Raw genomic sequence first — 26,993 nt, 5'->3', positions numbered from 1 at the left:
TCAGTGGTACTGGCCTGCCAACGACTGTTGCTCGCTTGTTTGCTTGGAGTGCTGCTGTTGTGGCAATAGCGAATACAGTATTGTTTCGATGTCGTGCTGGTTAAAAAAACAGGGCACCGGGTAGTCAGGATGGGCTTCAGCAATCGCTCGTTTAGCTATTGTGGTTATGTCTTCTTGGCGCAGTTGCACAATGGTATTAGGGATAGCGCAGTCATGTAGCAAGGTGGCAATCGCCGCGCGCATATCTTGAGCATCGCTATTTGCTGTCAAGCTTTGTTGTGCCAGCGCCGTGAGCTGAGCATCGATGCGCTGTCCATAGGCATTGAGCACTGGCGCTAACAGCAGGGCGTTGGCTAGGCCGTGGCCAATGCCGTACAGCGCTCCCAATTGATGGGCAATAGCATGCACATAACCCACCGAGGTGCGGGTAAAGGCTTGGCCTGCATAAAAGGCCGCCCACAACATATGCATGCGCGCATCGATGTGGTTGGGCTGTTGGTAAACCAGGGGTAAATGAGTGAGGATCAGCTTAGTGGCAGCCACGCTTTTTGCTTTACTAAAGCGCGTTGCATTAATGCCAATATAGGACTCAATCGCGTGAGTGAGGGCGTCTATGGCGGTGGTTGCGCTGAGCTGTGGGCTCAAGCCAAGGGTTAGTTCAGGCAGCAAGAGTACCCCTTTTGGTACTAAGCATAAGTCATTGATAGCGAACTTTATTTGTCGCTGATGGTCGCTGACTACGGCGGCGACCGTGACTTCCGAGCCGGTACCCGCCGTGGTTGGCACTGCATAAAGTGGCACCAAGGGGCGCAACACCTTAAATAACCCCTGCATTTGCTGCAGGGATTTACTCGGTCGAGCAATGCGTGCGGCGATCAGTTTGCCGCAGTCCATCACCGAACCACCGCCAATGGCGATAATGCCTTGGCAATGGTGTTGCTGATAGCAGCTTACCCCATGCTCAATGCAAGGTATCCCTGGATTGGCCTCAACATCGCTGTAGAGCACCGTATTAACCCCTTGCTGATGTAATGCCGCAATTATGGGTTGCTGCAAATTCAAAGCAACGATGCCCGGGTCGCTGACCACTAACAAGGTGCGCAGATTTTGCTTTTTAACCTCACAAAGCCATTGTGACACCGCTTGCTGCCCGGCATAAACATGCGGCGTGCGAATGGGCAAAAGCGCCGCTGCGAGGCGAAGACCGAAATGATAAAGCCGATATAACCTATGTGTGAACGTCACTTCGCCTCCAAGATGATATTGCTGTGCAGATACAGGGCGCGCACCATTGCTTACCCTTAGCAGTATAGATGTTTTCACAAAACTGACCACAAAACATTAAGTTATAGCTTTATGGCGGTAAAGCGGCGAGGGGCAATCACGGTGCTAACACCTTACCTTAGCACCGTGCGTAAAGGGGCTTTACATTACAACAAGTGACGGTGATGCGCGTCGTAGCTTAGGTGTGAGGGCATTAGGTAGTCACGATAAAGGTATCGGTATAGTCGGTTTTTAGTCTCACTCGGTTGCTGCTTGGGCTCAGTAGCTGCAAGCGCATTGACAAAGCGCGCAAAGTGCGGTTGATGCTGCTTAGCGATATGTGCGAGTGTACGCGTATAGCCTTGATAAAAGTCACCGCTAAGGTGGCGCTGCAGTGAGCGCAGTGCATCAATATCATGCTGCTGTAAATAACGCATAGCTAAGTATGACCATTGATAAATTTGCTCGCTGCTATCGTTGTAATCAGTGGCAAAAATAGCCTGTAAGCTTGGTCTTTCGATGGCATCGGTGTCTTTTATGACTTCGATTGCACGAGGGTTGTGCTGAGCTTTGGCGATGAGTTCTGCAAGGCCTTCGCTCCACCACACTAGGTGCTCGGCAAAGTGGCCAAAACCGCCATATTTATTATAACGGCCGTCAAGGTAGTGCACATATTCATGATTGAGATTCCACACCCGGTTAGTATCGGCTAGCCAAAACGCACGGAATGAGTAAAACGTTGCTTGGTTTTGCGGATCGCTGGGCGTCCCCTCTATGTACATACCACCATTGTTAGTTTGAATATCAAACAGTAGCTGACCATAACGATTGTAGTCGCTGTAATTGTCGAATATGACCACCCGTAGGGCATGGTTATGATCGTTGGCCACGGGCGTATAGTCGCTGGCGAATAGTTCATGAAAGTCTTGTTCTTGGGCGATTAAGCGGCGGCAGCTGTATTGCAGTTGCTCACTGCTAAGGGAAGTGGCGCGGATAAACAAGCGTTCACTACACCGGTGGTTAATAGGTAGTACATCATCAATATTGGGGCTCGCACAGCGCGCTTGGAAGCCCTCTTTACAGTAGCTCAAACCACGAAAACTGTTGACCAAATATACGGTCGAAAACAATCGCTGTTGCTCGTTTTCATCGTCAGTACTTTGTTGCACTGCTCGCCAAATCGCGGCATCAAGCGCGTGTTGTTGTGGCAGAGGCAACAATTGATGCCAATAGCCCAATACCCAAAGTGCATGCTGTTGTTGCCATTGCGAGCGGGAAAGGGCATCACTAAGCACCGTCAAGGTTGAGGGCGAGTGGACAAGAGTGTGTTGCAGCGGCGCTTCGGTGCGCGCGCTGAAAGCCAAAAAGGCCAGTGCCCGATAACTTTCCCATAGCGCATAGTCAGCGTGAATGGTTGTAGTATCAGGCTGCATGGCAATAAAGTCAGTGAGCGTGCTAATCCAAGAGGGTGCCTTAGGGTGCAATGCGGGGGTATCAAGCAAGCGATAGATGCTCACCGCATAGTGCTCCATAAAGCGATCATACTCGGCGCTATCCGCCTCTTTGGCCTTGTTAGCTAAGCGTTGTAAAGAGTTGGCGAGCTTAGTTCGCAGGTGCTCGCTGAGTTTATCGGGTTCGCCGAGATAGCTATATGAGCGTAAGAAATAAAGCACCGCATTAATCTGCTGCCACTGTGGGTGTGTCTGGTTCGCTTGGCTGTGCAAAAAGATAACGGCTTGCTTTGCCTCGGCCAATCTTGGCGTACTCGACCAGCCATCGATTGCGGGGGCAAGAGTGGATTCATCACGAGGGAGTGATGCACACCCAGTGATGAGTATTAGTAAAAGGATGAGCGTTATTATCTTCATACTGAATCAGTTTTTATTATTTAGCTAGACCATACACTTAATGTATATTGTATACAATAAATAAAACTTGAAAGCATTTATATTGCGATCAATTATATTGTGCACAATCAAATCTCGAGGTTTTTATGTCTATTTATCAGTTTAACGCAGTCAATAACCGTGGCGAGCAAGTGTCACTTGAGCAATATCAAGGCAAAGTCTTACTGATCGCCAATACTGCAAGTAAGTGCGGCTTTACACCGCAATACCAAGGGTTGAACGCACTTTATCAAGACTTTGAAAATAAGGGGTTGGTGGTGCTCGCTTTTCCATGTAACCAGTTTGGCGCTCAAGAGCCCGGTGATGATGCGCAGATAAGTGAGTTTTGTGAACTTAATTACGGCGTGTCGTTTCCGGTAATGACTAAGGTGGATGTTAATGGTGCCGATGCCCACCCTTTGTTTTCCTATTTAAAGCAACAAGCGCCGGGCGTGCTAGGCTCTAAGGCCATAAAGTGGAACTTCACTAAGTTCTTAGTTGACCAGCAAGGGCAGGTAGTGAAACGTTACGCACCGACGACAAAACCCGAAGCTATACGCGCCGATATTGAACAACTATTAGCACCCTAAATGACAGATAACAGCACCTTATATTTGCAAAACCAACTGTGTTTTAAGCTCTACACTGCCTCTCGGCTAGTTGTGCGGGGCTATCAACCTATGTTGAATGAGCTGGGCCTGACCTATCCTCAATATCTAGTGCTTTTGGTGCTTTGGCAGCGCCATGAACAGCAACAATTGCCCATGAGCCTTAAATCACTTGGCGCAGAGCTGCACCTTGACTCAGGCACATTGACGCCGCTGTTAAAACGGATGCAAAAGCAGGAGCTGCTATCTCGAGTGCGCAGTGATGATGATGAACGGCAATTGCAAATAGCGCTTACTGAGGCGGGTTTGGCGCTGCAAAGCAACGCTAAGCAGTGGCGAGACACCCTAAGTCAATCTCTGCAGTGTCAGCGAGAAGAACTTAATGCCATGGCACTGCAACTTGATGCGCTGATAGCCGAACTCAGCTAGATGATGTTGTTGCCTTGTTCGGGCTCTCGGGATTTTTGCGCCTGTTCACGGATATCTTCGGCGTCGCTACTGATGTCATCCACCGCTTGATTATGGCGGCTGGCGCCAGTACGCGGCTTTGCCTTTTGTGGCTGTGCATGCGTAGTCTCGGCTGAGCCGTCAGGTTGGTTAACAATAATGCGCTCTCGAGCATCGTCAGGCATGCTGATCTCCTGTTCGGTAAAGGTATCGACCACCTCGCGCATCAGGTGCGAGGCCACTTTAAGCACACTGAAGCGTTCGCTATCAACCCAGAAATAAACCTGCAGGTTAGCGGTGGATGCACCGAGATTATCAATTAACACTTGTGGTGGTGGGTCGCTCAATACCATGGTTTTACTGCTAATACACTGTAAAGCAAGCTGTTGAGCCTGCCTTAAGTTATTGTCGTAACCAACGCCGATAATAAAGTGACCCCGCATCTTGGGGTTGGCTGTGAAGTTTTTGATCACATTTTTGTACACGGTGGCGTTGGGGATCTGAATATGGTTGCCATCAAAGTCAACCAAAGTGGTCGCGCGAGCGGTCACTTTACGCACTACGCCTAAACGGCCGTCCACCTCGATTACATCATCTATTTTAAAAGGTCGCTGTATGCTTAGCAGCATACTAGAGATGAAATTCTCGGCAATGTCCTTAAAGGCGAAGCCGAGAATGAGTCCGATAAGGCCGGTACCACTCATTACTGCGACAGCAAATTCAGTCAGTGCGGCCAGACGAAGAAACACATAAACACCCAGCAGCATAATGAGAATACTGATAAAACGGCGCATGACCACCTGAACTAAACGGCTTTGGCTGAACCGATGCAAAGGTTTGATCAACAGGTAGGCCACAGGGCGAGCGAGCAGGCAGCATAGGATCATGACTGCGAGGCCAAGGCTGAGATTAGGTAACATTTGCCAAGCATTGTGTAAAAACTGCCTAAACTGTTCACTCAATGCTTGCCAAGAGGGTTCAGGCATTGGCGGTGCAATGCGCTCAGCCGCCTTTAAAATCACAGTGGTGAGGTCAATACTCATGGTGTTTTTAGCCCACAAATGAACGAATAGGGGTATATAAGAGCAAATCCAGTGCCACTATGTTGGCGCTGTTATTGCTAGTTAACAAAGTACGATGACGGTGCGGCTGTGCCGCCAAGATAACGGAGTAATATGTTGAAAAAGCGAGGTTATCAGGCTCAAAAGCCCAGTGATGTTCCACTACGGGGCTGGTGGGATATAAGCAAACGGCTGGTCAATAATTTAGGCCAAGACAACTTATCCCTCGTCGCTGCGGGGGTAGCATTTTATGGCTTGTTGGCGATTTTTCCAGCTCTTGCGGCATTATTATCACTGTATGGCTATTTCTTCTCAGCAGCAGATATGGTTGAACAACTTGATAGAGTGCTGAGCTTACTTGCACCGGCGAGCCAAGACTTGGTCATGAGCCAAGTACAAGAGCTGAATGCGCAATCTCAAGCAAGCCTAAGCATCAGTGCCATTGTCGGTTTCGTGTTGACCATTTGGAGTAGTTCCAAAGGCGCGCAAGCGATGATCACTGCGTGCAATATTAGTTATCACGAGAGTAAAAAGCGCAATTTATTTATTGCCCTATTAACGCGTTTTGTTTTTGCTTTTGGCGCCATCATTATTGCGGTGGTGGCCCTTGCCACCATTGGTATATTGCCGGTAATACTCAATTATGTGGGCTTCGAGCGTAACATAGACTGGACTATAAAATTAATCACGTGGGCGCTGCTGGCTGCCATCTTTTTATTGTCACTGAGTATTATTTATCGCTACGCGCCGCATCGTCGAGCGGCTAAATGGCGATGGCTTTCTTGCGGTGCGCTCATTGCCACCTGCATGTGGGTTGTCGCCTCGATTGGCTTTTCTTTTTACGTCTCACGGTTCGCCTCTTACAGTGAAACCTATGGCTCACTGGCTGGTGTGGTGATCATGTTGATGTGGCTCTATATCAGCGCCTATATTGTCATTCTGGGCGCAGCGATTAACGCCAGTATTGAGCAACAAACCTTGACAGATAGCACTATAGGCGAGCCTCGCTCAAGAGGGGAGCGTGGGGCAACCGTAGCCGATGAATTAACCACTAAGCAGCGCCAGCAGGTAGATAAAGAATGAATTAGCACGGCGAGGAAATAAAAAAGGCCAGCTTTGCTGGCCTTATATGTAAGCTTTATTGAATCTGTCCGCGTATTTCTCCGTCTGGAAACGCAGGCGTATGGATATTCACGTAATGACCACCACTGGCTAAAATGGCGAAAATTTCTGCGGTAATGGCCGTGTCCGCTGGTGCCATCCAACGGTTGGCGTCATCCATGTCTTGCTCTAGGGCGACTAAGACCGGGCCATTCTCACCCAGGTTACCGGTGTGAATGTGCGCCATAGTGGCATCACTGACACCGCTGGTAAGCACTTGCAGCTCGACGCTATAGTCGTTGGTGTTAACTAAGGCATAGCCATCACCAAAAGCGTCTGTGGTCACCATGGGTACTTGCTGATCGCCACTCAAAGAAAAGGCGACAAGTACATAGTTATCAGTAAGAATTTGTCCGCGCAGCTCACCCCCAGTGTTTGCTGGTGTATGCACATTGACATAATGACCGCCTGAAGCCAGCACTGCGAAAATATCGGCATCAATTTGTGTGCCCTCTGGGGTCATCCACACCCCAGCATCATCCATGGATTGCTCGAGCGTAACAAACACCTCGCCGTTGGTACCAATACGGCCGGTATGAATGTGTGCAGCTGTGGCATCATCGACGCCTTCGGTGACAACCCGTACTTCAGTGCTGTAGTCGCTGGTATTCACCAGGGCGTAACCACTGCCTGAGGCGGAAGTGGATACCGCAGGCACTTCTTGGGCACCACTTAGCGCGAAGGTGGCCAGCGCATAATTACTGGTCAGTATTTGTCCGCGTATTTCTCCGCCGGTGTTTGCTGGCGTATGCACGTTGACATAATGACCGCCTGAAGCCAGCACTGCGAAAATATCGGCATCAATTTGCGTGCCCTCTGGGGTCATCCACACCCCGGCATCCTCCATCGACTGCTCCAAGGCAACAAAGACCTCGCCATTGGTACCTACACGACCGGAGTGAATATGGGCGGCGGTGGCATCATCGACGCCCTCGGTTACCACCCGTACTTCGGTGCTGTAATCGCTGGTATTCACCAAGGCGTAACCGCTACCCATGGCGGTCGTACTAACAGCCGGCACTTCTTGCGCGCCGGAGAGGGCAAAGGTGGCCAGCGCATAATTACTGGTCAGTATTTGTCCGCGTAACTCGCCGCCAGCATTGGCTGGCGTATGCACATTGACGTAGTGACCGCCAGAGGCCAGCACAGCAAAAATATCGGCATTGATTTGTGTGCCTTCAGGGGCCATCCACGTACCTGCATCGTCAAGAGATTGCTCAAGGGCGACCAACACTTCACCATTGGTGCCTACACGGCCGGTATGGATATGCGCCGCGCTGGCATCATCAACGCCGGTCGTGTTGACCTTCAGCTCAACGCCATAGTCGTCGGTGTTAACTAGGGCATAACCGTCACCAGATGCCATAGTGTCAACGGCTGGAACTTCTTGAGCACCGGTTAGTGGGAAAGTCGCGACAACAAAGTTATCTGTGAGAATTTGCCCGCGAATTTCACCATCGGGAAAATCAGGGGTATGAACATTAACATAATGGCCGCCAGAGAGCAGAACAGCGAGTGTATCGGCGTCGATTTGCGTGCCCTCAGGTGCAACCCAATCGGTCATGACCTCATCATCTTGTTCGAGTACCACTAACACCTCACCATTGCTACCTATGCGTCCGGTATGAATATGTGCGGCGGTGGCATCGTCCACGCCCATGGTTACCGCGCGCAGCGCTAACTCATTGTTGGTGCTGTCAAAGGCAGCATAGCCATAACCAAGACCGGCGCTGTCGTTAGCGGGAACTTGCTGCTCGCCGCTTAGCTTAAAGGTGATAATGGAGGTGGTATCAGGCACAATCTGGGCGCGAAGTTCTCCGTCTGGGTAGGCGTCGGTGTGGACATTAATGTACCAGTCGCCGTCCATTAAGTCCGATACTAAGTCTTCACTTAGATCGGTGATGGCCACCTCTAACATGCCTTCACTGGCAGCGCTAAAGGTGAAGGCAACATCGCCATTTTCGCCGATATCTCCATCATGAATGTGGGCAGCACTAAAGCCTTCGACATCACTGACATCGAGAGAGGCTCGAAACTGCATCAGGTTCTCATCGAGCTCAACAGTGGCAGCAGCGCTTTGCATAGAATCGTTCATCGGTACTTCTTGCTTGGCGCTGAGCGTTAGCTCATAAGTTTGTGTGGCAGAAAATTCTGTTGCGGGAGGAGGGGGAGGCGGTGTAGTAACGTTGTCGTCATCGTCATCACTACAGGCACTCACAAATAGTAGACTACTCAGTAACAGTAGGTATCTCATAATGGCTTCCTGTAAATTGATTGCTCACAGAGGGACGTATACTGCGTGTCCAACTAGGGCGATTACGAAAGCCATATGAGAAACGATCAAATTTGCTTACATTAGTTAACTTTTTATTTTCAAAACCAGCGAAATAGACCCGGTTATGTTTTATTAGGTTGTAATGATGAGCCAATGGACGCGGTGATCACTAAGGCTACGGCCAGCCATTGTAATGGCGTCAGCAATTCGCCCAAGATCATGAATCCGGCCAAAGCGGCAATGGCCGGCTCCATACTCATCATCACGCTAAAGCCTTGGGCCGGCATATTTCTAAGAGCAATCATTTCCAGCGTATAAGGTAAGGCGCTGGACATCACACCGACCAATAGGCCAAGCGGGATCACCTGCCAACGCAGCAAGTCCATGCCTTGAAATGCTGCGCCATAGGGGACTAATACCAGGGCTGCTACACTCATGCCTAAAGCAACAGTGCGTCCACCGGAGCTTTGCCCACCGGTGCGCTTACCAAATAGGATGTAGCCGGCCCAGAAACCACCGGCCGCTAATGCGAGAATAACACCGATGGGGTCGAGGCCCGTTTGCGCATCTATCTCCGGTAGCAGCAACACAATACCTGCGATGGCCAATGCCACCCACACTAAATCACGTTTACGTTTTGAGCTCAGCAATGCAACGCACAAAGGCCCAGTGAATTCCAGCGCCACACCGATCCCTAAGGGGATACGCTCGATAGCATAATAAAAGGTGATGTTCATACCGCCTAAGCACAGGCCATAGGTGATAATACTGCGCCACTCGGTGCCCTGGGGAAGCGCTTTCCAGGGACGAAAAACCAGACACAGTACCAAGGCTGAGAAGCCTAAGCGCAAGGCTGTAGTCCCCTCAGGGCCTACTAGGGGAAATAGCTGTTTGGCAATTGAAGCGCCCGATTGAATCGTGACCATGGCCAATAAAACACAAAAAATAGCGCTGAGTAGCACACGGTATTGGGGAGAAAACATAGCAATCATCCGTGTTTGATGAGGTGGCGCTAGTGTAGCTAAGGGAGCTGGTGGGGTAAACATGGCCAATGGTTGCTGGTCGCATTTTTATTGTCATTGGTCTTGAAAACCATCGCTCGCGTCGCAACACCCATTATAGGCCCAAGGAAAACTTGGTAATTCGCTTATCACACTTAGCATCAACTGCTAAAGAGGAGCACAGTATGAAGACACTTAATGAGGTTGCTTACACCGCGAAAGTACATACCAAAGGTGGCCGCGAAGGCCATGCTCAATCAGACGATGGTCGTTTGGACGTGACCCTGTCCACGCCTAAAGGGTTAGGCGGCGATGATGGCCAGGGGACCAATCCGGAGCAGTTATTTGCAGCAGGGTATTCAGCGTGTTTTATCGGCGCTATGCGCCATGTTGCCAACGAGGGAAATACCTCTTTACCTGAGGGCACCGCCATTGACGCGCAGGTCTCAATAGGGCCGATTGAAGGCGGTTTTGGCATCAAGGCCAAATTGGAGATCCATTTGCCAGATATGGCTACAGATGAAGCGCAACAATTGATTGAAAAAGCTCATCAAGTCTGCCCTTACTCAAATGCGACCCGAGATAATATTGAGGTACAACTGGTACTCAAAGACGCTTAAGGCGTTTTAGTTACTGAATAAGGGGTATCATTACCCCTTTCAAATCAGATGGTTACCAGTTTTTCACTGATAATTTGAATAATTTTGCATCCAATTGCGAGGTTAAGCCGTTACGCCCCTGATGTAACGAAAGATAGCGACGTCAGGGCTAGGACGTGAAGCAGTATAGCGAAGACACGTTATAACACGGTTTAACAACTTGCGAGGAATGGATATGCGTAATCAACATACTTCTGCTGCATCGCAGCAGCTCACACCTTCTACCCACTCCAATGCGATAAAGCTGAGTATCATCGCCTTGGCCTGCGCCGGACTCATTGCTGGCTGTAGCGGTGATGATGGCAGTGATGGTGCGCCAGGAGCAGATGGCGCGCCAGGTAGCGATGGCAACGACGGAGAAGACGGCCGCCCGGCCTTGTCAGCAGGCACCTTCTTACGTGCAAATAATGGCAGCGATAATGCCGGCACCGTTGATATCACTAATGAATACGGTGAACTGTTATACACGCTAGAAACTACCAACAATCAAGGGCTGGTATACGGCCATCAAGATCAGCTTATTCAAGCCGGGGATGCCGATACTGGCAGTATTAAAACTCTGTGCGCAACATCGCTACGGGCACAAAACAATGGCTTCTCTAGCACTTGGGATCGCGCAATATCTGGCCCCAATAGCACCTTGGTAAACCCCAAGGGGATGACGCTCGCCAGCGCGCACGGGATTTTATTGGTTGCTGACTTTGGCGCTATGCAAATCAGCGCTTTTGGTGCGATGGCCAGTGGTGATAACGTACCAGTTGCCGTAACCGCCACCGATGCCGCTCCTTGGGACCTCGCCTATGACGATATTAATGACCGCCTCTACGTTGCGCTCACCAATGGCACTGTCGCGGTGTACGACAATTACATTGCTTCAGGTATGACAGCCACCCCAGCTCGTACGATTGTTCCAAGCGACAGTAACGGCGACGCCATTGGCGTAAATTTACATGGCATCGCCTTCGATGGCAGCCAAAACCGCTTGGTGTTATCTGATGTTGGCAGTGCGCAGAGTCCCGATGATGGCGCGCTGTTTGTCATTGAAGGTGCGGCAATGGCTGATGGCAATACTCCTGTAAGCCGTATGATAGCGGGCCCAAACACCCGCCTAGGTAATCCGGTTGATATTCTCCTAGAGGGCGCTACCTTGCGAGTGGCCGAGAAGTCGAACGATGCGATTTTGGTGTACACCAATATTTTCAATGGTGCCAGCGGTGATATCGCTCCTGATTTTGTGACCATGACCAGCAAACCCGAGTCTCTTGCTCGCAAACAACACACCACGCATCTTGATGCTTCAGATATTGATAGGCCAGCCACAGTGCGTGGCGTTGCGGTGTCATCTAATCCGGGAACTGCTGGGCCGACAACTGGAATGATAGCGCAACTAAATGCGCCGCTGTCGGCTATGAGCATGGGCTTTGATACGCAAGCGACCATTGAAAGCGTGACCTTTGATATTGAGGGTAACGGTTACGCCACTTTCGATAGCAGTGATGGCAGCTCTGGCGGTGTTATCATCGCAAACCGTATTGCCAACACCCGTGATAACGGCATGTTCACCTTGAGTCAGGATCGTATGGTAAGTGGCACCAACACCACGTTAACCTCACCGAAAGGGATCGATATCGCATCAAAGCAAGGGCTCATGTTTGTTGCCGAATTCTCGACTAGTAAACGCGGTATCAAAGTTTTTTCGCGCTGTGCGTCGGGCAATGTGGCGCCGCTGATGACCTTGCTGCCAGCCAACGATGCACGCCCTTGGGATGTTGATTATGATGCCCAAAGCGATCGCGCTTTTGTGGCCTTAACCAATGGCACCATTGCCGTGTTCGATGAAGTTAGCGCTAAGATGTATGGTGGAATGAGCACCTTGGCCGGCGAAGACCGACTTATTGTCCCGGCAATGTCAGGTATGGCTGTGGCGGCGCCCACCAATATTCATGGCATTGACTACGACCCGCTGAGCGATGCCTTAATCGTGACAGATGTGGGCAGCGCCGCCGATGCTACCGACGGTAAAATTTATGTGCTCAATAGCGCGGCCATGGCCTCTGGGCTAACCAACATTGATATTGCTATTAGCGGGCCTAATTCGATGTTAGGAAACCCAGTAGACATTATGTTCAGTGGGCGCGATTTATACCTCGCAGAAAAGTCCAATGGCTTGGTGATGCGCTGGGATAATATCCTTAACCGTGTCAGTGGGGATGTCAGTGCAGATGCCAGCTATGCTTTCGTGGCACCAGAGTCCATTGCTTTAGTGCTACAAAAATAGCCTTTTCAGCGTCATCGCTGTGTCTCCTGTTGGCCGCATTAGCGGCCTTTTTATTGCTCGAATGCGCGCTAAACTCGCCCATCGCTTGTTGTTGCACCGCTACCATCGTGGTCGTCACACTGGTAGACTGAGAGCGAATATCACCATCAATAAGCGAATAATAAGTGTCAAATAAGCTGGTCATTAAGCTTCTTGTTTATAGCGTAGTGCTGGTGGTCGCTATGGTGTTGACCGTGCAGGTAACCTTGCAGCAGCAGGCACAACGTGCGCACCAGCAAGCAAGGGTGCAAGGGGCGCACCTCAGTGACTATATCGATAGGCAATTTAGCCGCTATCAACGTATTGTCGATTCCTTGAGCCGCAGTAAAGCAGTGCACCAAGCCTTGGATATAAAGCGCGCGGCCAGTCAAGATACCGACCGCTATCTGCACGATATGCAACTGGCCAGTGGCGCCTCTGATGTGTATTTACTCAACACATCAGGCACTGTGGTTGCGACCAGTAATTGGCATTTACCCTACAGCTACAAAGGCAATAACTTTGCTTTTCGCGGCTACTTTCGAGATGCTATGCGCCACCATAGCGCCATTGATTTTGCCCTAGGGCAGCGCTCTCGCAAGCGCGGTTTTTACTTTTCTCAAGCTGTCATAGTCGCAGGTGAGGCGGCCGGCGTCATCGTAGTTAAAGTGAATGCCAGCCAGTTTGAGGCCGATAAAGCGGCACTCGATAGCGTGCAAGATACGCTGTTTGCATTGGTTGATGAGAACAATGTGGTGTTGATGTCGAACGCTGAACCGTGGCGATTAACCTCGTTGTCGCCAATGACGACGCCCCAGCGCCAGCAGCTAAAGCAGTCGCAGCAATTTCTTGAACGCACCATCGCACCGGCGCCTTGGCAGTGGCAAGGTCAAGCGCAGGTTTACATTGCAAAGCGCAAGCGCACCTTTGTGATTGATGACACCGCTTTGGCGCGTGCACCGTATCAACTATTGACCCTCGTACCTCGCAATTACCTTAATGAAACCTTGGTGGCGCGCCTTGGTGTCACCCTCATGTGTTTATTGGTCTTGATTGCCTTGGTTGAGTATTTATTGGTGAAAGTAGCGGGTTATCGGCAACTGCTTTACAGCGAGCGCTCCCTTGCAGAGCAGGTGAAGCAGCGAAGTCAGGAGTTGGAGCAAGCCCAAGATGCCCTAGTACGCACCGCTAAACTCGCCACTATCGGTCAACTTAGTGCCAGCGTTAACCATGAAATTAATCAGCCGCTCAGTGCCATGAGTGCGTATATTGCCGCCAGTAAACGGCTTATTGCTCGTGGTCAATATGATAAAGCGCTCAGCAACTTACAGCTAATCGAGCAATTAGTTAATCGCGTTCATGCCATTGCGGCGCAACTAAAATCTTTTAGTCAAAAGCGTGAGCATAAAATGCAAGCAACGTCATTGGCGCAAACCATAGATAACGCTTTGTTGGTTGCAGGGCCACAACTCAAAGAATACGGTGTTGAGGTATGCTACCACCCGCCCAATGTGACGGTGTGGGTTGACCCTTATCAATTTGAGCAGGTGCTGGTGAACCTTTTTGCTAATGCCTGCCAAGCCATGGAAAAACAGGCGGTGAAGCGGTTGCGTATTGAAGCTGATAGTGACGACGAGAATGTGTATTTATCCATTATCGACACCGGCTCGGGGATAGAGCATCATGCGCTAAGCAGCATTTTTGAGCCATTTTACACCACCAAATCCGAGCTTGGCCTAGGGTTGGGGTTATCCATTTCTAAGCAAATTATCGAGTCCTTTCAAGGCACGCTTAGCGCTCATAATCACCCCGATGGCGGCGCTGAATTTTTAATTAGTTTGCATCAACAAGAGCCACAAATATGAGCAATGCACAGACTATCTACGTTATTGACGATGAACCAAGTATCCGTGACTCCTTAAAGCAATTGTTAGAGCTTGAGGGCTATCAGGTCGTGTGTTTTGACGATGCCAATAAAGCCTTGCATAAGCTTAACCGTAGCTTTGCCGGTGTGGTGCTTAGCGATATTAATATGCCTAAACTGGATGGTTTGGCGTTTTTGCAGCAGGTTCAGCAGTTTGACTCTGAGTTGCCGGTGGTGTTTTTAACTGGCTATGCCGATGTGAGTACCGCAGTAAAGGCGATGCAGCAAGGGGCCTATGATTTATTTGAAAAACCGGTCAATGAACAGCTATTAGATTGTTTGGCGCGGGCCTTGGATAAACGCAAACTAGTGTTAGAGAATCGCCAATTAAAACGGCAAATAGAGCATCATTGTGCTCCTGGGGTGCGTATTTTGGGGGAAACCCCACAAATACAGCAGATGATGCAGTTACTTGATGCGATTAGAGACACCCCCGCAGATGTATTAATCGAAGGTGAAACCGGCACCGGGAAGGAGCTCGTCGCGCGTTATTTACACGAACATGGCGATCGCAGCCAAGGCCACTTTGTGGCAATTAACTGTGGCGCAATTCCAGAAGAGCTGATTGAAAGTGAGCTCTTCGGTGCTGCCAGTGGTGCGTATACTGGGGCTAATCAGGCACGCGAAGGCAAGTTCGCTTACGCCAATGGCGGAACGGTTTTTCTCGATGAAATCGAAGCGATGTCAGCAAGCTTACAAGTTAAATTACTGCGTGTGCTCGAAGAGCGCCAAGTCACCCCCGTCGGCTCGAACCAGAGCATTGATCTTGATATGCGAGTGATTGCGGCAACCAAAGTCGATTTGCAAACCTTAGTGGATACTGGACAGTTTCGCGCCGACTTGTTCTTTCGCCTCAATCTTTTAAAAGTGCCGATCCCGGCACTACGGCAAAGAAAAGCCGATATACCCCTTTTGTATCAGCACTTCTTATCTATTGCCGCCACGCGTTTTCATAAACCCAGTATGGCGTTAACAGAGCCCCTGCGTGCGCAACTGATGCAATACGATTGGCCGGGCAATGTACGTGAGCTGCGCAACCATGCTGAGCGTACGGTATTGCTTGGCGAGCAATTAGCCACTCACTCAATACAAGCGCTTGAATCGCAGCAAGAAGTACTGAGTTTGGCGCAAAAAGTCGCTTACTATGAGCAGTCACTCATTGAAGATGCATTAGCCCAAAGCCAAGGCAGTATCAAACAGACCATGGCACTGTTGCAAATCCCACGCAAAACGCTGTATGACAAAATGGCCAAGTACCAGCTCACCCGAGCAAGTTATACCGAACCTAATTAATGGGTGGAATTGGTGATAAATAAGTAAAAGAATGTGCGGGAATCCACACATGTCACGCCTTATACATGCTTTAAATTATGACAACTCATTGTTTATATTAGGTTATTAAAATTGGTCAGGTTCTTGAGTGTAGTGTTGCAGACAACAATAGGACAACACTATGATAAGACCAATAACATTATATTCATGCGTGATACTTGGGGTGGCTGCACATGGCGCTGCGGCCGGCGACTACAGCATTTATGGTAAAGCACAGGTGCAACTTGAGCACACCGATAAAGGGTTGATGCGTTACACCGATAAGGGCACCCATATTGATGCGCCATTCTCGCGCATTGGCGTAAAAGGCAAGCACGATATCAGTGCGCAAGCCCAAGTGGTATATAAATACGAAGTGCAGGTGAAAGGCTTTGAAAGCGACGACACCAGCGAGCCATTCAGTGCACGCAACACCTACTTAGGGGTGCAATCAGCTTATGGCACGGTGCTATTTGGCCGTAATGACAGCCGCTTCAAGTACAGTGAGGGCAAAATTGACCAATTCAATGAGACCCAAAGTGACATAGCGCAAACAATAGGCGGTCAAGACCGTATTGCCGATAGCATTACCTATACCTCGCCAAAGTGGGGGCAATGGCAATGGGCGCTGACTTTTGCGCCGAAAGATGACGCTAAAACCGAAAAGAACGGCGTCGCCGCCTTATTGAGTTATGGCGATCGCGCCCTAAAGCAGACCCCTTATTATTTAGCCCTAAGCTACACCGATGCCTTAGCTGATATTCAAGCGTTGCGCGTCAATGCGGTGTATCAATGGCAACGACTGCAAGGTGGGGTGCTGGTGCAGCGCAGTGAAAATTTAGCCGGTGATAAAGACGGTAATAGTGTGCTTGTGAGTTTGCGCTATTATGCAAGTGACGCATGGCAACCCAAATTGCAATATGCGCGTGATACCAGCCAGCTTCGCCATGACAGCGATAGCGAGCAGCTCTCAGCGGGTGTTGACTACGTAGTTGATAAGCAAACATCTTTTTACTTTTTAGCGACTAAACTTGAGCTCAACCAAGTCTCCGATACCAGTACTGCAATTGGACTAAAATATAAATTCTAAGAGGTCTTAGCATGTCAGATTCGAAATTTACTCAACTTCGGGGTCAACTGTTGTTGGCCTTCGGGCCATGCGTCATGTTGTTGACCTGTTTGCTCGACCCACCAGCGGGGATGTCTATGGCCGCGTGGCGCACTACCGGCTTAACAATTTGGTTGGCGTCTTGGTGGGTCAGCGAAGTGGTGCCTATTCCGGCCACCTCGTTGCTGCCTTTGGTGATTGTGCCTTTGGCTGGGATTGCACCGATTAAGGCGGTTGCAGATCCTTACGCCCATCCTCTTATTTACCTCTTTTTAGGCGGCTTTTTACTGTCAATTGCCATGGAGCGTTGGGGGCTGCATAAACGCATTGCTTTGACTACCTTATTGCTGGCGGGCAGCAAGCCAAGCTTGCAAATCATGGCGATGATGGCGGTGACCGCGTTTTTATCAATGTGGATGTCAAACACCGCAACAGCCGTGATGATGCTACCGATAGCTTTATCGGTGGTCCACCTATTAAAGGATAATGGCAGCCAATGTGATAATTTTGCCAAGGCGCTGCTATTGAGTATTGCCTATGGCGCTAGCATTGGGGGTATTGGAACCTTGATAGGCACGCCACCGAATGCCTTGATGGCTGCGTATCTGGCCGACAGTTACAATATTGAAATCGGCTTTGCTACCTGGATGATGATAGGCGTCCCTTTGTCTTTAGTGATGCTGACCCTAACCTGGCTGTGGTTAACGAAAGTGATGTATAAAGTGGATAAAACTGCCAGCCAAGTAGAGACCAAAGGCATGTTTCGCAATCAACTAGCGCAGTTAGGAGCGATGTCTCGGGCTGAGAAAAGTGTCCTCGCGGTCTTTGCCTTAGCGGCGGTGAGTTGGGTGTTGCGCCCTGTGCTCGGTGATGTCACCGGGCTGGCGATATCAGATACCGGTATTGCTATTGCTGCGGCGTTGCTGTTGTTTATGTTACCGGCAGAAAAGCACTCTCAAGAGCGGGTTTTAGACTGGCAAAACGCAGCAAACGTGCCTTGGGGGATTTTGTTGCTCTTTGGTGGCGGCTTGACCTTAGCGGCGCAGATAAAAAGCTCAGGCTTGGCTGATTACATCGCTAATCTGCTGAGTGGGGCCAGTGCTATGCCGTTGGTGATAAGTGTTCTCGTGGTGGCCGCGTTAATTACTTTCTTAACCGAGATCACCAGCAATACGGCGACTGCCGCCGGGTTTTTACCTTTACTTGGGCCGGTGGCAGAGTCGATTACTGGTACGCCCTTAGTGTGGGTGGTGCCCGCTGCCATTGCCGCCAGTTGCGCCTTTATGATGCCGGTGGCCACACCACCGAACGCGATTGTATTTGGCTCGGGGGAGATAAAAATTACCGATATGATCCGTGCAGGCTTTGCTTTGAACATTATTGCTATTGTACTGATCACGCTGGCAACTCTGGTGATAGCGCCGATGGTGCTTAACTTTTAATGGTTTTCTCAGGCAGCGCGGCCAGAAATAACGCGCTGCCTGTGATTACGTAGCCAGTTATTTAGCGACCAACAGAGTTAAGCGCTTGTGCAGCTTGGCACTATCGAGTTTGCCATAATAGGCGATAAGGTCGGCTTTGTTATCGCCATTGATATCGGCATGGCTAATCTGTGCTGCGGATTGTGGCAAGGCAATATCTTGACTGCTTTTGCGGGAGAAGCCGCCGTCTTTGTTACCTAAGCGATAAATAAGCTCATCGCTGTCCTCAGAAAGTAGTAAATCAAGAATGCCATCGCCACTAATATCGGCGAGTTTCACCAAGGGTTCGCTGGCGCGGCCTTTGCTGATACTAAAGCCCATTTCGGTTTCATAGTCCATGCTCGGCTGTTCCGGATACTGTCCTTGCGCATTTTGGCGATAGAGCAGCACGTCTTGGTCAATGCTACTTGCTAGCAGCGCAGAGACTACCTGCGAGACCCCTAACTCAAAACTGGATACCATCACTTCTTTGCGGCCATCACCATCAATGTCTTGCAGCTCAAGGCCAGTGAGCGTTCCTTCTGCACGGACTGTGGTATCGGCTTGCGCACCATAACGAAGCTCGCCATCAGCGGTGTTTTTGCCATAAAATATCTCGTAGTCGTTTTTTCTATCTAGCACGCCGGAGCTTTGGGTATAGCGCACCACCATATCCACTATTGCATCGCCGTTAACGTCTTCGAAGCGTTCCAACTTACGGTAGTTGAGATCGCTTTGGTCCAAAGAGCGGCCATCATCATCGAGTTGATCCCACCAGTCGATGGCGTGAATATCCTCGCGAATGGCCACTGTTTGATGGTCAAAATGGCGCTTGGCAGCAGTGTAAATGTGCAGCTGCCCGGGGGTGAGATGAGCAATATCCATGCGCTCATCGTTATTAATATCTAAGGTAAAGGTTTGTGCCGGAGTCACACTCAAGCCATCGCGAGTTAATACGTTTTGGCCGGTAATAGCCAATTTAGAGAGCTTGTGCGCTTTATCTTGCTGGCTAAACCACACCTGTAACTCATTAAAGTTAGGCAGCATCACATCAGCACTTTCATCGCCATTAAAATCAAATATAAATGGCATGCGGCGCATAAAGTTACTGCGTTGAATTTGGAATACGGAGCTGACTTCGAGATAGGACAATAACCTTGGCTCTGAAGGGCCCTGTGGATACTGATAACGACCAACATGGTCTTTGGCGAGGAAATACAGAGTCTGTTTGCCCTGTGGGTCGTTGCCAATGTCATAGGCAAAATACTGCTCACCAATGGCAAAGCGGTCCACCTGGGTTAGTGTCCCGTCAACCAACGCCAGAACGGCCACTTGCTGTGCTTTGGCGCTGCTGCGGCCGATAGCGATTATCTCTTTACCCGGATGAGGCGAAATATCGGCGCTAATAGGGGCCTGAGTAATGTTAAAGTCAACATCAAGATGGTGTTCACTAAAAGCGTCAGCCCATACTGGTTTGCTTAGCAAAAGCAGTGCGGCAATGGCACTTTTAATTGGCAAGTGTCTTCCTGTCACGTTAAACCTCATTATTGTTATGTATTGTCACTGGTATTTACCTTGGGGCCAGCGACTCACGCAAGTACAGACCCAAGATGACTTCTTTACAGTGACATAACTTTTAATGCCTCGCCAACATTCAAATGTAAGCAAGTGTATAAACGCTAATTACGGGCAAGCACAGGCGGTGATAGGGTTTTGCATAATAGCCCAATACATAACACGGTAATAAAAGTGAGCGCATTGGCCATGGCTTGCAGGGAATAATCTACACTTGCGTGCAATAACATAAATATAATGGCGGTTATTGCTCCGAATGCGAGCCCCTGATAAAGCCGCGTTCTGCGCTTTTTCATTACTTGTACCGAGACCCATAAGCAACCACCAATCGCCACTGCCAAGGCAATGCTAGCAGGCCAACCAAGCTCAATTAAAAACTGCAGATAGTCATTGTGGGCGTTATCGTAATATCCAGAGTAGGGCCCTTGTTGGACACTTGGAAATACAGTGTAGAAACTCCCCGCACCATGGCCTAAAAAAGGGTGTTCGAACAGCAGTGTCCATGCGTCACGAAGCACTTCATCACGGCTTTCGAAAAGCAAAGCGGTGTTACTCAAACGTTCCTTCACTTGGGAAACCCCGAACAGTGCGCCAATAAGAATGAAATCAAGCACGAAAAAACTAAAAATTAACCATTTAAATTGCTTTGAGGGCTTGCGGTAAAAAAACAGTGCTAATAAACAGGCTAAGGCCAAGGCAATGAAAAAAGCAGCATTGCCCATGCGGGAACGGGTCAGGATAAGCGCGATAACCATAACCATTAATGCTAAGCGAATCATTAATTTGGGGCTTAACCATACTTGGATCAGACGTTTAAAGCTGAGAGGATTTTGCCCGGTGCTTAGCTGAGCTATGATGAGCCCAACGCCTAAACTTAAAACCAAACCAAGGTAATTAGCTAAAAAGTTCTGGTAGGTGAAACTACCGAAGGCTTTATCGTTGCGTTGCCACTGTAAGACTAGGCTAGGTAAGTCAGGGCTTAACACCAAAATACAGGCATAACTTGCCTGCACCAACCCGGTTATCACCAATAACACGACCAGTGCCCGCAATCGTTGATAGCTAGTGCAGTAAGTGAGCAGCAGAACGGCGTAGAGGGTCAGTGCTACGGTGACCAGCAAAGCATGCCTGGTCGCACCGGGGCTGGCGCTCAGCTCTAGTACATCCTGCATACCCACTACAAACACACAACTTAGCATGGGGATGATAAGCCAGCGGTGTGTCTTATTTATATTCCATAGCGGTTGTTGAGTTGTCATAGCATAAGCACAATGCAAAGCGCTGACTACAGCGATAGCTAGGCACAATAATGCACTGGCCCAAAGACGAAAGCCCCCTAATACAAAGGGGGCTATAAATAAGATGATGAGTAGCAGCGCAAAGATAGCACGTGAACCATGCGCTTTAAGGCGATTATCCGAGCTTTCGGATGTCTTCAGAGACAGGCTTAACACTGAAGAATCAACGCTTATTGGTTCGACTCAGAAATTCCGCCATCCCCGCCTGAACCACCGAGACCGACGATGGGGGATGGTGCGAAGTTTGGGGCTGTTGCCGGCCCTGCTGCAGTTGCTTGTGACACTAAGGTTGCATCCATATTGTTGGCAATCGCTAACGCGGTCACATTATCAGGGTTCATGCCTGCACTGAGCGCCGCTGCAACGATATTCATGGCCTCATCTGAGGTCACGCCCACGTGGACTAGGGCTCGGGAAAATAGCTCATTGGCTGCGCGGGTATCAGCCCCAACAGCGGTGATAGCAGAATTAACCAAAGCCGCGTTTAATGCTGGGTAGCGGCTCATAAGTGCGGTAATTTGTTCACTGAGTGGCTGCCCTTGGTCGATAGCCTCAGTAATAATCGCATCGCTTTTAGCGGTCGCTTCGACAGCGTGCGCATTGCCTATCATCATGGCGCATATCATCCCTATGCACAGCACTAAACCGGTCTTTCTCATGATCTACTCCTTTATCGCTATAATGTTCGTGTTTGAAAGTTGAAGATAGCCTGTTCGGGGCCTTCTTCTAATTGCATCGGCGGCTTTATGTAGTTTCCTTGCAGACCGTCAAACTGCAGCTGCATAGCTTTGTCAAAGCTCACCGCGTTTTCGATATGACAGGCAATTGTTTTTATTCCAATTCCTGTGCAAGTGGTGACAATGGAGCGTAACAAAGCAAGTGCATCATCGTTCTGCTGTAAGTCCTTGGTATAGGCCGCATCCACCTTCACGTAATCTATATTGAGGTCACGCAGATACCTAAATGAGGTAAGGCTGGAACCAAAGTGCTCTATACACACTTTAATATTGAATGCTTTCAGTCGCGCCAACACATTCTTGGCCATGGCGATGTCGGCCAATAGGGTGGCTTCACCTATTTCTAACACCGTGTTGTGGCGTAAGCACCCGTAATGATGAGCCTGACGACACACCCAAGTAATAAAATCTTCATTGTAAAACGCCTCTTTACTTAGGTTTACTGCAAGGGCTAACTCCGTATGAGTATTACGAAAGTTAATAAAAGCTTGGAATAGCTTTTTCTCTAACTCACACGCCAAGCCGAGGCGCTCAGCCATGGCGAATAGTTGTTGGTTATCAATAGACTTACCTTGGTCGCTAATGCGCACGAAGGTCTCAAAATAATGAGCCTGCTGCTGCTGTTGTTTGCGAACGGGTTGAAATGAGTAACTAAAATTACCTTGCTCGATAATTCTCACAATGGTCTCTCGCCATTGGCTTTGCGATTGCACTAAATTGTGTGTTTGACACATTGCCGGCTTGTTAGGGCTCGCTGTTGAAATGGCGGTATCCAGTTCACTAAGTATACTGCCCACGGTACTGTAGCTGTTAACGGAGGCGATACTCAGATGTGCAAAGCCCTTCTCATAACGATGGTGTTGCTCTTTTTGAAGGCTGTGATGTAAGCGCGATAATGTTTCAGCAACAAAGTCGCAAGGGTAGGGCATATGAATAGTGAATGTACCACCGCTAATGCGATAGATATGGTAGTCACCTAGGTGGGCGAGGTAGCGTTTGATGACTTCCAACACCGCGAGCACGTAGGCGTCACCTTGACGGTAATCATGATGTTCATTAATTAATTGCAGGCTAGGCAAGGTGACCATTGCCACGCTGTGGGTATGCTCATCTTGCAGCTGTTCAGTCACTGCGCTAAGTTGATTATCAAAGGCGCGACGATTCCCCAACCCAGTTAACTCATCACGATACGCTTGGCGGTAGTAGGCATCGCTTTGTTTGGTTAACGCATCAAAGGTACGCTGAATACTTGTCACCATGTCATTCATCGCTTTTGTGACGGAGAACAGCTCTCGAGATTTCGGACTCGCGTTGTTTTGAACAAACTGTTTTTGGCCAATGCGTTGTGCCTGCTGTTCTACTTTGCGCAGTGGCCTGAATACCGAGCGCAGCACGAAATAAGCAAGACTTAGAGCAATCACTAAAATCATTGCTGAGCTGATTGCCGCTTGCTTCACCTGCTGCCAAAGCTCGATGTATGCAGCACCTGGATGTGTAGTGACACTTAAAAAGCCACCCACTTTCCAACCACTATTGAGCTCCTTGGTGTAGGTCGGTGCTGTGAGCTGAAATAGGCGCATAAACCATGATGGCACCCCTTGTATTTCGGGGTTGTGATTGAGGTTAACAAGCGACTTACTTTGATCATCCTTAAGCTCTATCTGAGCATAGTAACCAGAGTCAAAAATAGCTTGAACCATGGTGCGTGCCACCATCATATCGCGCTCATTTAAATAGGGTGAAATAGCCAGACCTAAACTGGTCGCGGTATCACGAGCGTGAGTCGCCATTTGTTGCTGATAAAAGGCTTGGGTTTGTTCGCTACTAAGCTTTAACTTCACTGCAAAAGTGATTATTCCCAGTAACACGATGAGGGCGTAGACTTGAGTTTGTAAACTCATCCTTGGTTTGTTCATTGACTTTTCACTCCTTGTTCGCTGATTCCTGTTCGATCTGCTTAATCAACTCCTCCCAAGCAGACACTCGACTGCCAGTGGCTTGGCCACTGAGGTTTTGCGCTTTAGCCAACCATAATCCTTGGCCATTGAAACTATAAATCGGTTTTAAATCTTCGCGTTCACTGGCTTTGACAATACGATTATCAAAATTATCAAGTACGTAAGGCTCATCATCTTGACCATCAAAATACAGCACTACCATATGTGGTTGATCAAGCGTTAAATGGCGCACATACATTAAGCGTAGCTGCTCATCGGGGATGCCTAAACTAACCAAGGTAAAAAACTTGGCGATGGCGTAATCTTCGCAATCACCGGCACCTTGGATCAGCAGTTGAGCCGGTGTGGCCCAATAGTCACTTTGATGCCACAGCGTTTCGTCACTTTGGTAGGCCACCACTTCATTAAAGAACTGGTTGACGCTCTGCAGCTGGCGCCATGCATCTGCATGTTGCTGCATAACAAGCATCTCTAGCCAGTGTTGGGCCCGCCTTGATGCGCTAATGTTCCCTTTATTTTGCACGTACTCAACGAGCTGCTGCGGCTGCAACAATTGTCCGTAGGTCAATGCAGCCGTGCAACTTAAGGCGACTGCGACAGCAAATCTTACTGCTGTTTTGATTCCGGTTACAATTTTGCAGTCCCTTATAAGTTTGCGTTCATTCCCAGAATGATATCACTTAAATGTACAACAGGTACACGCGAAATAAAAACTTAATCTAATTCTTTGGTGCTAGTTATTGAAATCTATTTGTTAACAAGTACAATGTTTAGTACTTATAGACTAGATGTGCAGTGCCAAGGACGGAGTGGGCTCACTGAGTGTTTTGCCACTCACACCGTTTTCAAAGGAAATATATATGAAAGTGCAAAAGGCGGTATTACCGGTCGCCGGTCTCGGAACACGTATGCTCCCAGCGACCAAAGCCATCCCTAAAGAGATGCTCCCATTAGTGGACAAACCCCTTATCCAGCATGTGGTCCGTGAAGCCGTTGAGGCGGGGATCAAGGAAATTGTGCTGGTGACTCATTCCTCAAAAAACTCAGTAGAGAATCACTTTGATACCAGCTTTGAGCTCGAAGCGACGTTGGAAAAACGAGTCAAACGTAGCTTGCTCGAAGAGGTGCGCAGCATTGTGCCAGACGATGTCACTATCATTTCAGTACGCCAAGCCAAGCCGCTAGGGTTAGGCCATGCGGTATTAGCAGCGCGTCCAATCGTTGGTGAAAATCCGTTCGCGGTGTTACTGCCTGATGTGATTATTGATGAGTTTGCGTGTAACTTGCGCAGCGAAAACCTTGCGCAGATGATTGCACGTTATGAGCACAGTGAGCATTCGCAAATCATGGTTGAGCCTGTAGCAGCCACTGATGTCGACAAATATGGCATCGTTGACATTGACGGTAAGACGATTCACGCGGGTGACAGCGCTGTTATTCGTGACATGGTAGAGAAACCCTCACAGCAACAAGCGCCAAGCCGTTTGGCGATAACCGGCCGTTATGTGCTCAGTGCGCAAACGTGGGATCTGCTCGAACACACGCCCCCAGGAGCCGGTGGCGAAATCCAATTAACCGATGCCCTACATCAGCTTCGCCAACTTCAAACCGTGGAGGCATTCCATTTGAAGGGTCGCTCTCATGACTGTGGTTCTAAACTCGGATACATGATTGCCAATGTGCACTATGCCATGCGCAGCCAACAGTTTGGCAGCGAATTTCAAGCTGCATTGGAAAGCATGTTAGCTATCGAGCAAGCCAAGCACAGTGCCAGCGCATCGGCATAACACCTGTTAAGCGAATTAAAAAATTAGAGGATTTATATGGCCACTAAGGTACTGAGTGTATTTGGTACACGTCCTGAGGCAATCAAAATGGCGCCGGTAGTGAAAACCTTGGCGAATGACTCTCGCTTTGAAGCGCGCGTGTGTATCACGGCACAACACCGAGAAATGCTCGATCAAGTTATGGCCCTTTTTGCCATTAAAGCCGACTATGATCTCGACATTATGCAAAAAGGGCAGTCACTCAATGATGTGACATGTCGCATTTTGCAGGGTTTAGCTCCTGTGCTTGATGAATTTAAACCCGATATCGTATTAGTGCATGGTGATACCGCCACCACCTTTGCGGCGAGTTTGGCGGCGTTCTATCAGCAAATTCCCGTCGGCCATGTAGAGGCAGGGCTGCGCACCGGGAATTTATATTCGCCGTGGCCTGAGGAGGCGAACCGTAAGCTTACAGGCGCATTGACACAGCTGCACTTTGCGCCAACAGACACTTCAAAGAACAACTTGCTGAAGGAAAATATTGACCCGAGCAACGTGCACGTAACCGGTAATACGGTGATTGATGCGTTGCTGGATGTTGTCGATAAGGTTAATACCGAGCCAAGTCTTAGCGAACAGTTGCAGCAGCAATTGGCATTGGCCGCAGATGAGAAAGTGATTTTAGTGACCGGGCATCGCCGAGAAAGTTTCGGTGGCGGCTTCGAGCGTATTTGTCAGGCATTGGCGCGTATTGCTAAGCGCTTTCCACAAAGCCGGATTGTTTATCCTATGCACATGAATCCGCAAGTGCGTGAGCCGGTTAATCGTCTGCTCCAAGGCTTGGAAAATATCTCACTTATTGAGCCATTGGATTACCTTCCCTTTGTTTATTTAATGAATCGTGCGCACCTTATTGTAACTGACTCTGGCGGCGTTCAAGAGGAGGCTCCAAGCCTTGGGAAACCTGTATTAGTTATGCGTGATACCACTGAACGCCCAGAAGCGGTGGCGGCGGGCACAGTCGAGCTGGTAGGCACTGACGAGCAAACCATTTTCACTGCCGTTGAACGTTTAATGACTGATGAGCAGGCCTACCAGCGCATGAGCCGTGCTCATAACCCCTACGGTGATGGTCAAGCCAGTCAACGCATTGCCGATGCCATCGGCGCTCACTTTCATGCCCAATAAGGATAGTT

At 49.3% G+C, this 26,993-nt stretch carries 21 protein-coding genes; 11 read left to right on the top strand and 10 right to left on the bottom strand.

The genetic code is table 11. The features are described from left to right. Both MHM89_RS06325 and MHM89_RS06320 read right to left on the bottom strand, forming a co-directional pair. Entirely contained in the window at positions 1–1,245 is a 1,245-nt protein-coding gene (locus MHM89_RS06325; RefSeq protein ID WP_239408388.1) for an iron-containing alcohol dehydrogenase, read from the bottom strand. A 185-nt stretch (positions 1,246–1,430) separates the two neighbouring features. Next, positions 1,431–3,131: a collagenase gene (locus MHM89_RS06320; RefSeq protein WP_239408387.1), complete on the bottom strand. Its 1,701-nt coding sequence runs from the start codon at positions 3,129–3,131 to the stop codon at positions 1,431–1,433. A gap of 125 nt (positions 3,132–3,256) precedes the next feature. Here MHM89_RS06320 and MHM89_RS06315 point away from each other — a divergent pair, with 125 nt between their 5' ends. Together MHM89_RS06315 and MHM89_RS06310 are read left to right on the top strand one after the other, a co-directional pair. Continuing rightward, positions 3,257–3,739: a glutathione peroxidase gene (locus MHM89_RS06315; protein ID WP_022945818.1), complete on the top strand. Its 483-nt coding sequence runs from the start codon at positions 3,257–3,259 to the stop codon at positions 3,737–3,739. Then, positions 3,740–4,186, top strand: coding sequence for a MarR family transcriptional regulator (locus MHM89_RS06310; RefSeq protein WP_022945819.1), 447 nt, complete (start codon positions 3,740–3,742; stop codon positions 4,184–4,186). Here MHM89_RS06310 and MHM89_RS06305 read toward each other — a convergent pair. Then, the gene (locus tag MHM89_RS06305) at positions 4,183–5,190 is read right to left on the bottom strand and encodes a mechanosensitive ion channel family protein (protein ID WP_239408490.1); all 1,008 of its coding nucleotides are present in this window, start codon (positions 5,188–5,190) and stop codon (positions 4,183–4,185) included. The two genes, MHM89_RS06310 and MHM89_RS06305, sit on opposite strands and share 4 nt — an antisense overlap. A 189-nt stretch (positions 5,191–5,379) precedes the next feature. Here MHM89_RS06305 and MHM89_RS06300 point away from each other — a divergent pair, with 189 nt between their 5' ends. Next, entirely contained in the window at positions 5,380–6,348 is a 969-nt protein-coding gene (locus MHM89_RS06300) for a YihY/virulence factor BrkB family protein (protein WP_239408386.1), read from the top strand. Positions 6,349–6,403: 55 nt separating this feature from the next. On the opposite strand, the gene MHM89_RS06295 is transcribed toward MHM89_RS06300, so the two are convergent. Together MHM89_RS06295 and MHM89_RS06290 are read right to left on the bottom strand one after the other, a co-directional pair. Then, a complete protein-coding gene (locus MHM89_RS06295; RefSeq protein ID WP_239408385.1) occupies positions 6,404–8,680 on the bottom strand; it encodes a CHRD domain-containing protein in 2,277 nt (758 codons plus the stop codon). Positions 8,681–8,823: 143 nt separating this feature from the next. After that, positions 8,824–9,684, bottom strand: a complete 861-nt coding sequence (locus MHM89_RS06290; protein ID WP_239408384.1) for a DMT family transporter — start codon at positions 9,682–9,684, stop codon at positions 8,824–8,826. Positions 9,685–9,887: 203 nt separating this feature from the next. On the opposite strand from MHM89_RS06290, the gene MHM89_RS06285 reads away from it, so the two are divergent. The 6 genes from MHM89_RS06285 to MHM89_RS06260 all read left to right on the top strand — a co-directional run bounded on the left by MHM89_RS06285 (position 9,888) and on the right by MHM89_RS06260 (position 18,442). After that, on the top strand, positions 9,888–10,322 hold the full coding sequence (locus MHM89_RS06285) for an organic hydroperoxide resistance protein (RefSeq protein ID WP_239408383.1): 435 nt from the start codon (positions 9,888–9,890) through the stop codon (positions 10,320–10,322). Positions 10,323–10,536: 214 nt separating this feature from the next. Beyond that, positions 10,537–12,639, top strand: coding sequence for a collagen-like protein (locus MHM89_RS06280; protein WP_239408382.1), 2,103 nt, complete (start codon positions 10,537–10,539; stop codon positions 12,637–12,639). A 164-nt stretch (positions 12,640–12,803) separates the two neighbouring features. Beyond that, a complete protein-coding gene (locus MHM89_RS06275; protein ID WP_239408381.1) occupies positions 12,804–14,522 on the top strand; it encodes an ATP-binding protein in 1,719 nt (572 codons plus the stop codon). Continuing rightward, a complete protein-coding gene (locus MHM89_RS06270) occupies positions 14,519–15,874 on the top strand; it encodes a sigma-54 dependent transcriptional regulator (protein ID WP_022945827.1) in 1,356 nt (451 codons plus the stop codon). The genes MHM89_RS06275 and MHM89_RS06270 overlap by 4 nt, the downstream gene beginning before the upstream one ends. A 160-nt stretch (positions 15,875–16,034) precedes the next feature. Beyond that, a complete protein-coding gene (locus tag MHM89_RS06265; RefSeq protein ID WP_045978954.1) occupies positions 16,035–16,982 on the top strand; it encodes a porin in 948 nt (315 codons plus the stop codon). An 11-nt stretch (positions 16,983–16,993) separates the two neighbouring features. After that, entirely contained in the window at positions 16,994–18,442 is a 1,449-nt protein-coding gene (locus MHM89_RS06260) for an SLC13 family permease (RefSeq protein WP_239408380.1), read from the top strand. 57 nt (positions 18,443–18,499) lie between these two features. On the opposite strand, the gene MHM89_RS18900 is transcribed toward MHM89_RS06260, so the two are convergent. The 5 genes from MHM89_RS18900 to MHM89_RS06235 form a co-directional block, all read right to left on the bottom strand. Then, complete coding sequence (locus tag MHM89_RS18900) at positions 18,500–19,993, bottom strand: VCBS repeat-containing protein (RefSeq protein ID WP_239408379.1); 1,494 nt, start codon at positions 19,991–19,993, stop codon at positions 18,500–18,502. 146 nt (positions 19,994–20,139) lie between these two features. Further along, positions 20,140–21,294 carry an O-antigen ligase family protein gene (locus MHM89_RS06250; protein WP_239408378.1) on the bottom strand — a complete coding sequence of 385 codons (1,155 nt, stop codon included), beginning with the start codon at positions 21,292–21,294 and terminating at the stop codon, positions 20,140–20,142. 209 nt (positions 21,295–21,503) lie between these two features. Beyond that, the gene (locus tag MHM89_RS06245) at positions 21,504–21,992 is read right to left on the bottom strand and encodes a hypothetical protein (RefSeq protein WP_052698172.1); all 489 of its coding nucleotides are present in this window, start codon (positions 21,990–21,992) and stop codon (positions 21,504–21,506) included. 17 nt (positions 21,993–22,009) lie between these two features. Next, a complete protein-coding gene (locus MHM89_RS06240; protein ID WP_239408377.1) occupies positions 22,010–23,986 on the bottom strand; it encodes an EAL domain-containing protein in 1,977 nt (658 codons plus the stop codon). Positions 23,987–23,993: 7 nt separating this feature from the next. Then, positions 23,994–24,596 (bottom strand): transglutaminase-like cysteine peptidase, encoded by a 603-nt coding sequence (locus MHM89_RS06235; protein WP_045978958.1) that lies wholly within the window; start codon positions 24,594–24,596, stop codon positions 23,994–23,996. 292 nt (positions 24,597–24,888) lie between these two features. Between MHM89_RS06235 and galU the strand changes: the two genes are divergently transcribed. Both galU and wecB read left to right on the top strand, forming a co-directional pair. Beyond that, positions 24,889–25,815, top strand: coding sequence for a UTP--glucose-1-phosphate uridylyltransferase GalU (gene galU, locus MHM89_RS06230; protein ID WP_045978959.1), 927 nt, complete (start codon positions 24,889–24,891; stop codon positions 25,813–25,815). 36 nt (positions 25,816–25,851) lie between these two features. Beyond that, positions 25,852–26,985 carry a UDP-N-acetylglucosamine 2-epimerase (non-hydrolyzing) gene (gene wecB / locus MHM89_RS06225; RefSeq protein WP_239384754.1) on the top strand — a complete coding sequence of 378 codons (1,134 nt, stop codon included), beginning with the start codon at positions 25,852–25,854 and terminating at the stop codon, positions 26,983–26,985. The last annotated feature ends 8 nt before the right edge of the window (positions 26,986–26,993 follow it).

Source organism: Pseudoalteromonas sp. CNC9-20, from assembly GCF_022347875.1.
GTDB classification, from domain to species: domain Bacteria; phylum Pseudomonadota; class Gammaproteobacteria; order Enterobacterales; family Alteromonadaceae; genus Pseudoalteromonas; species Pseudoalteromonas ruthenica.
This window is presented reverse-complemented; position numbering and strand designations above follow the sequence as displayed.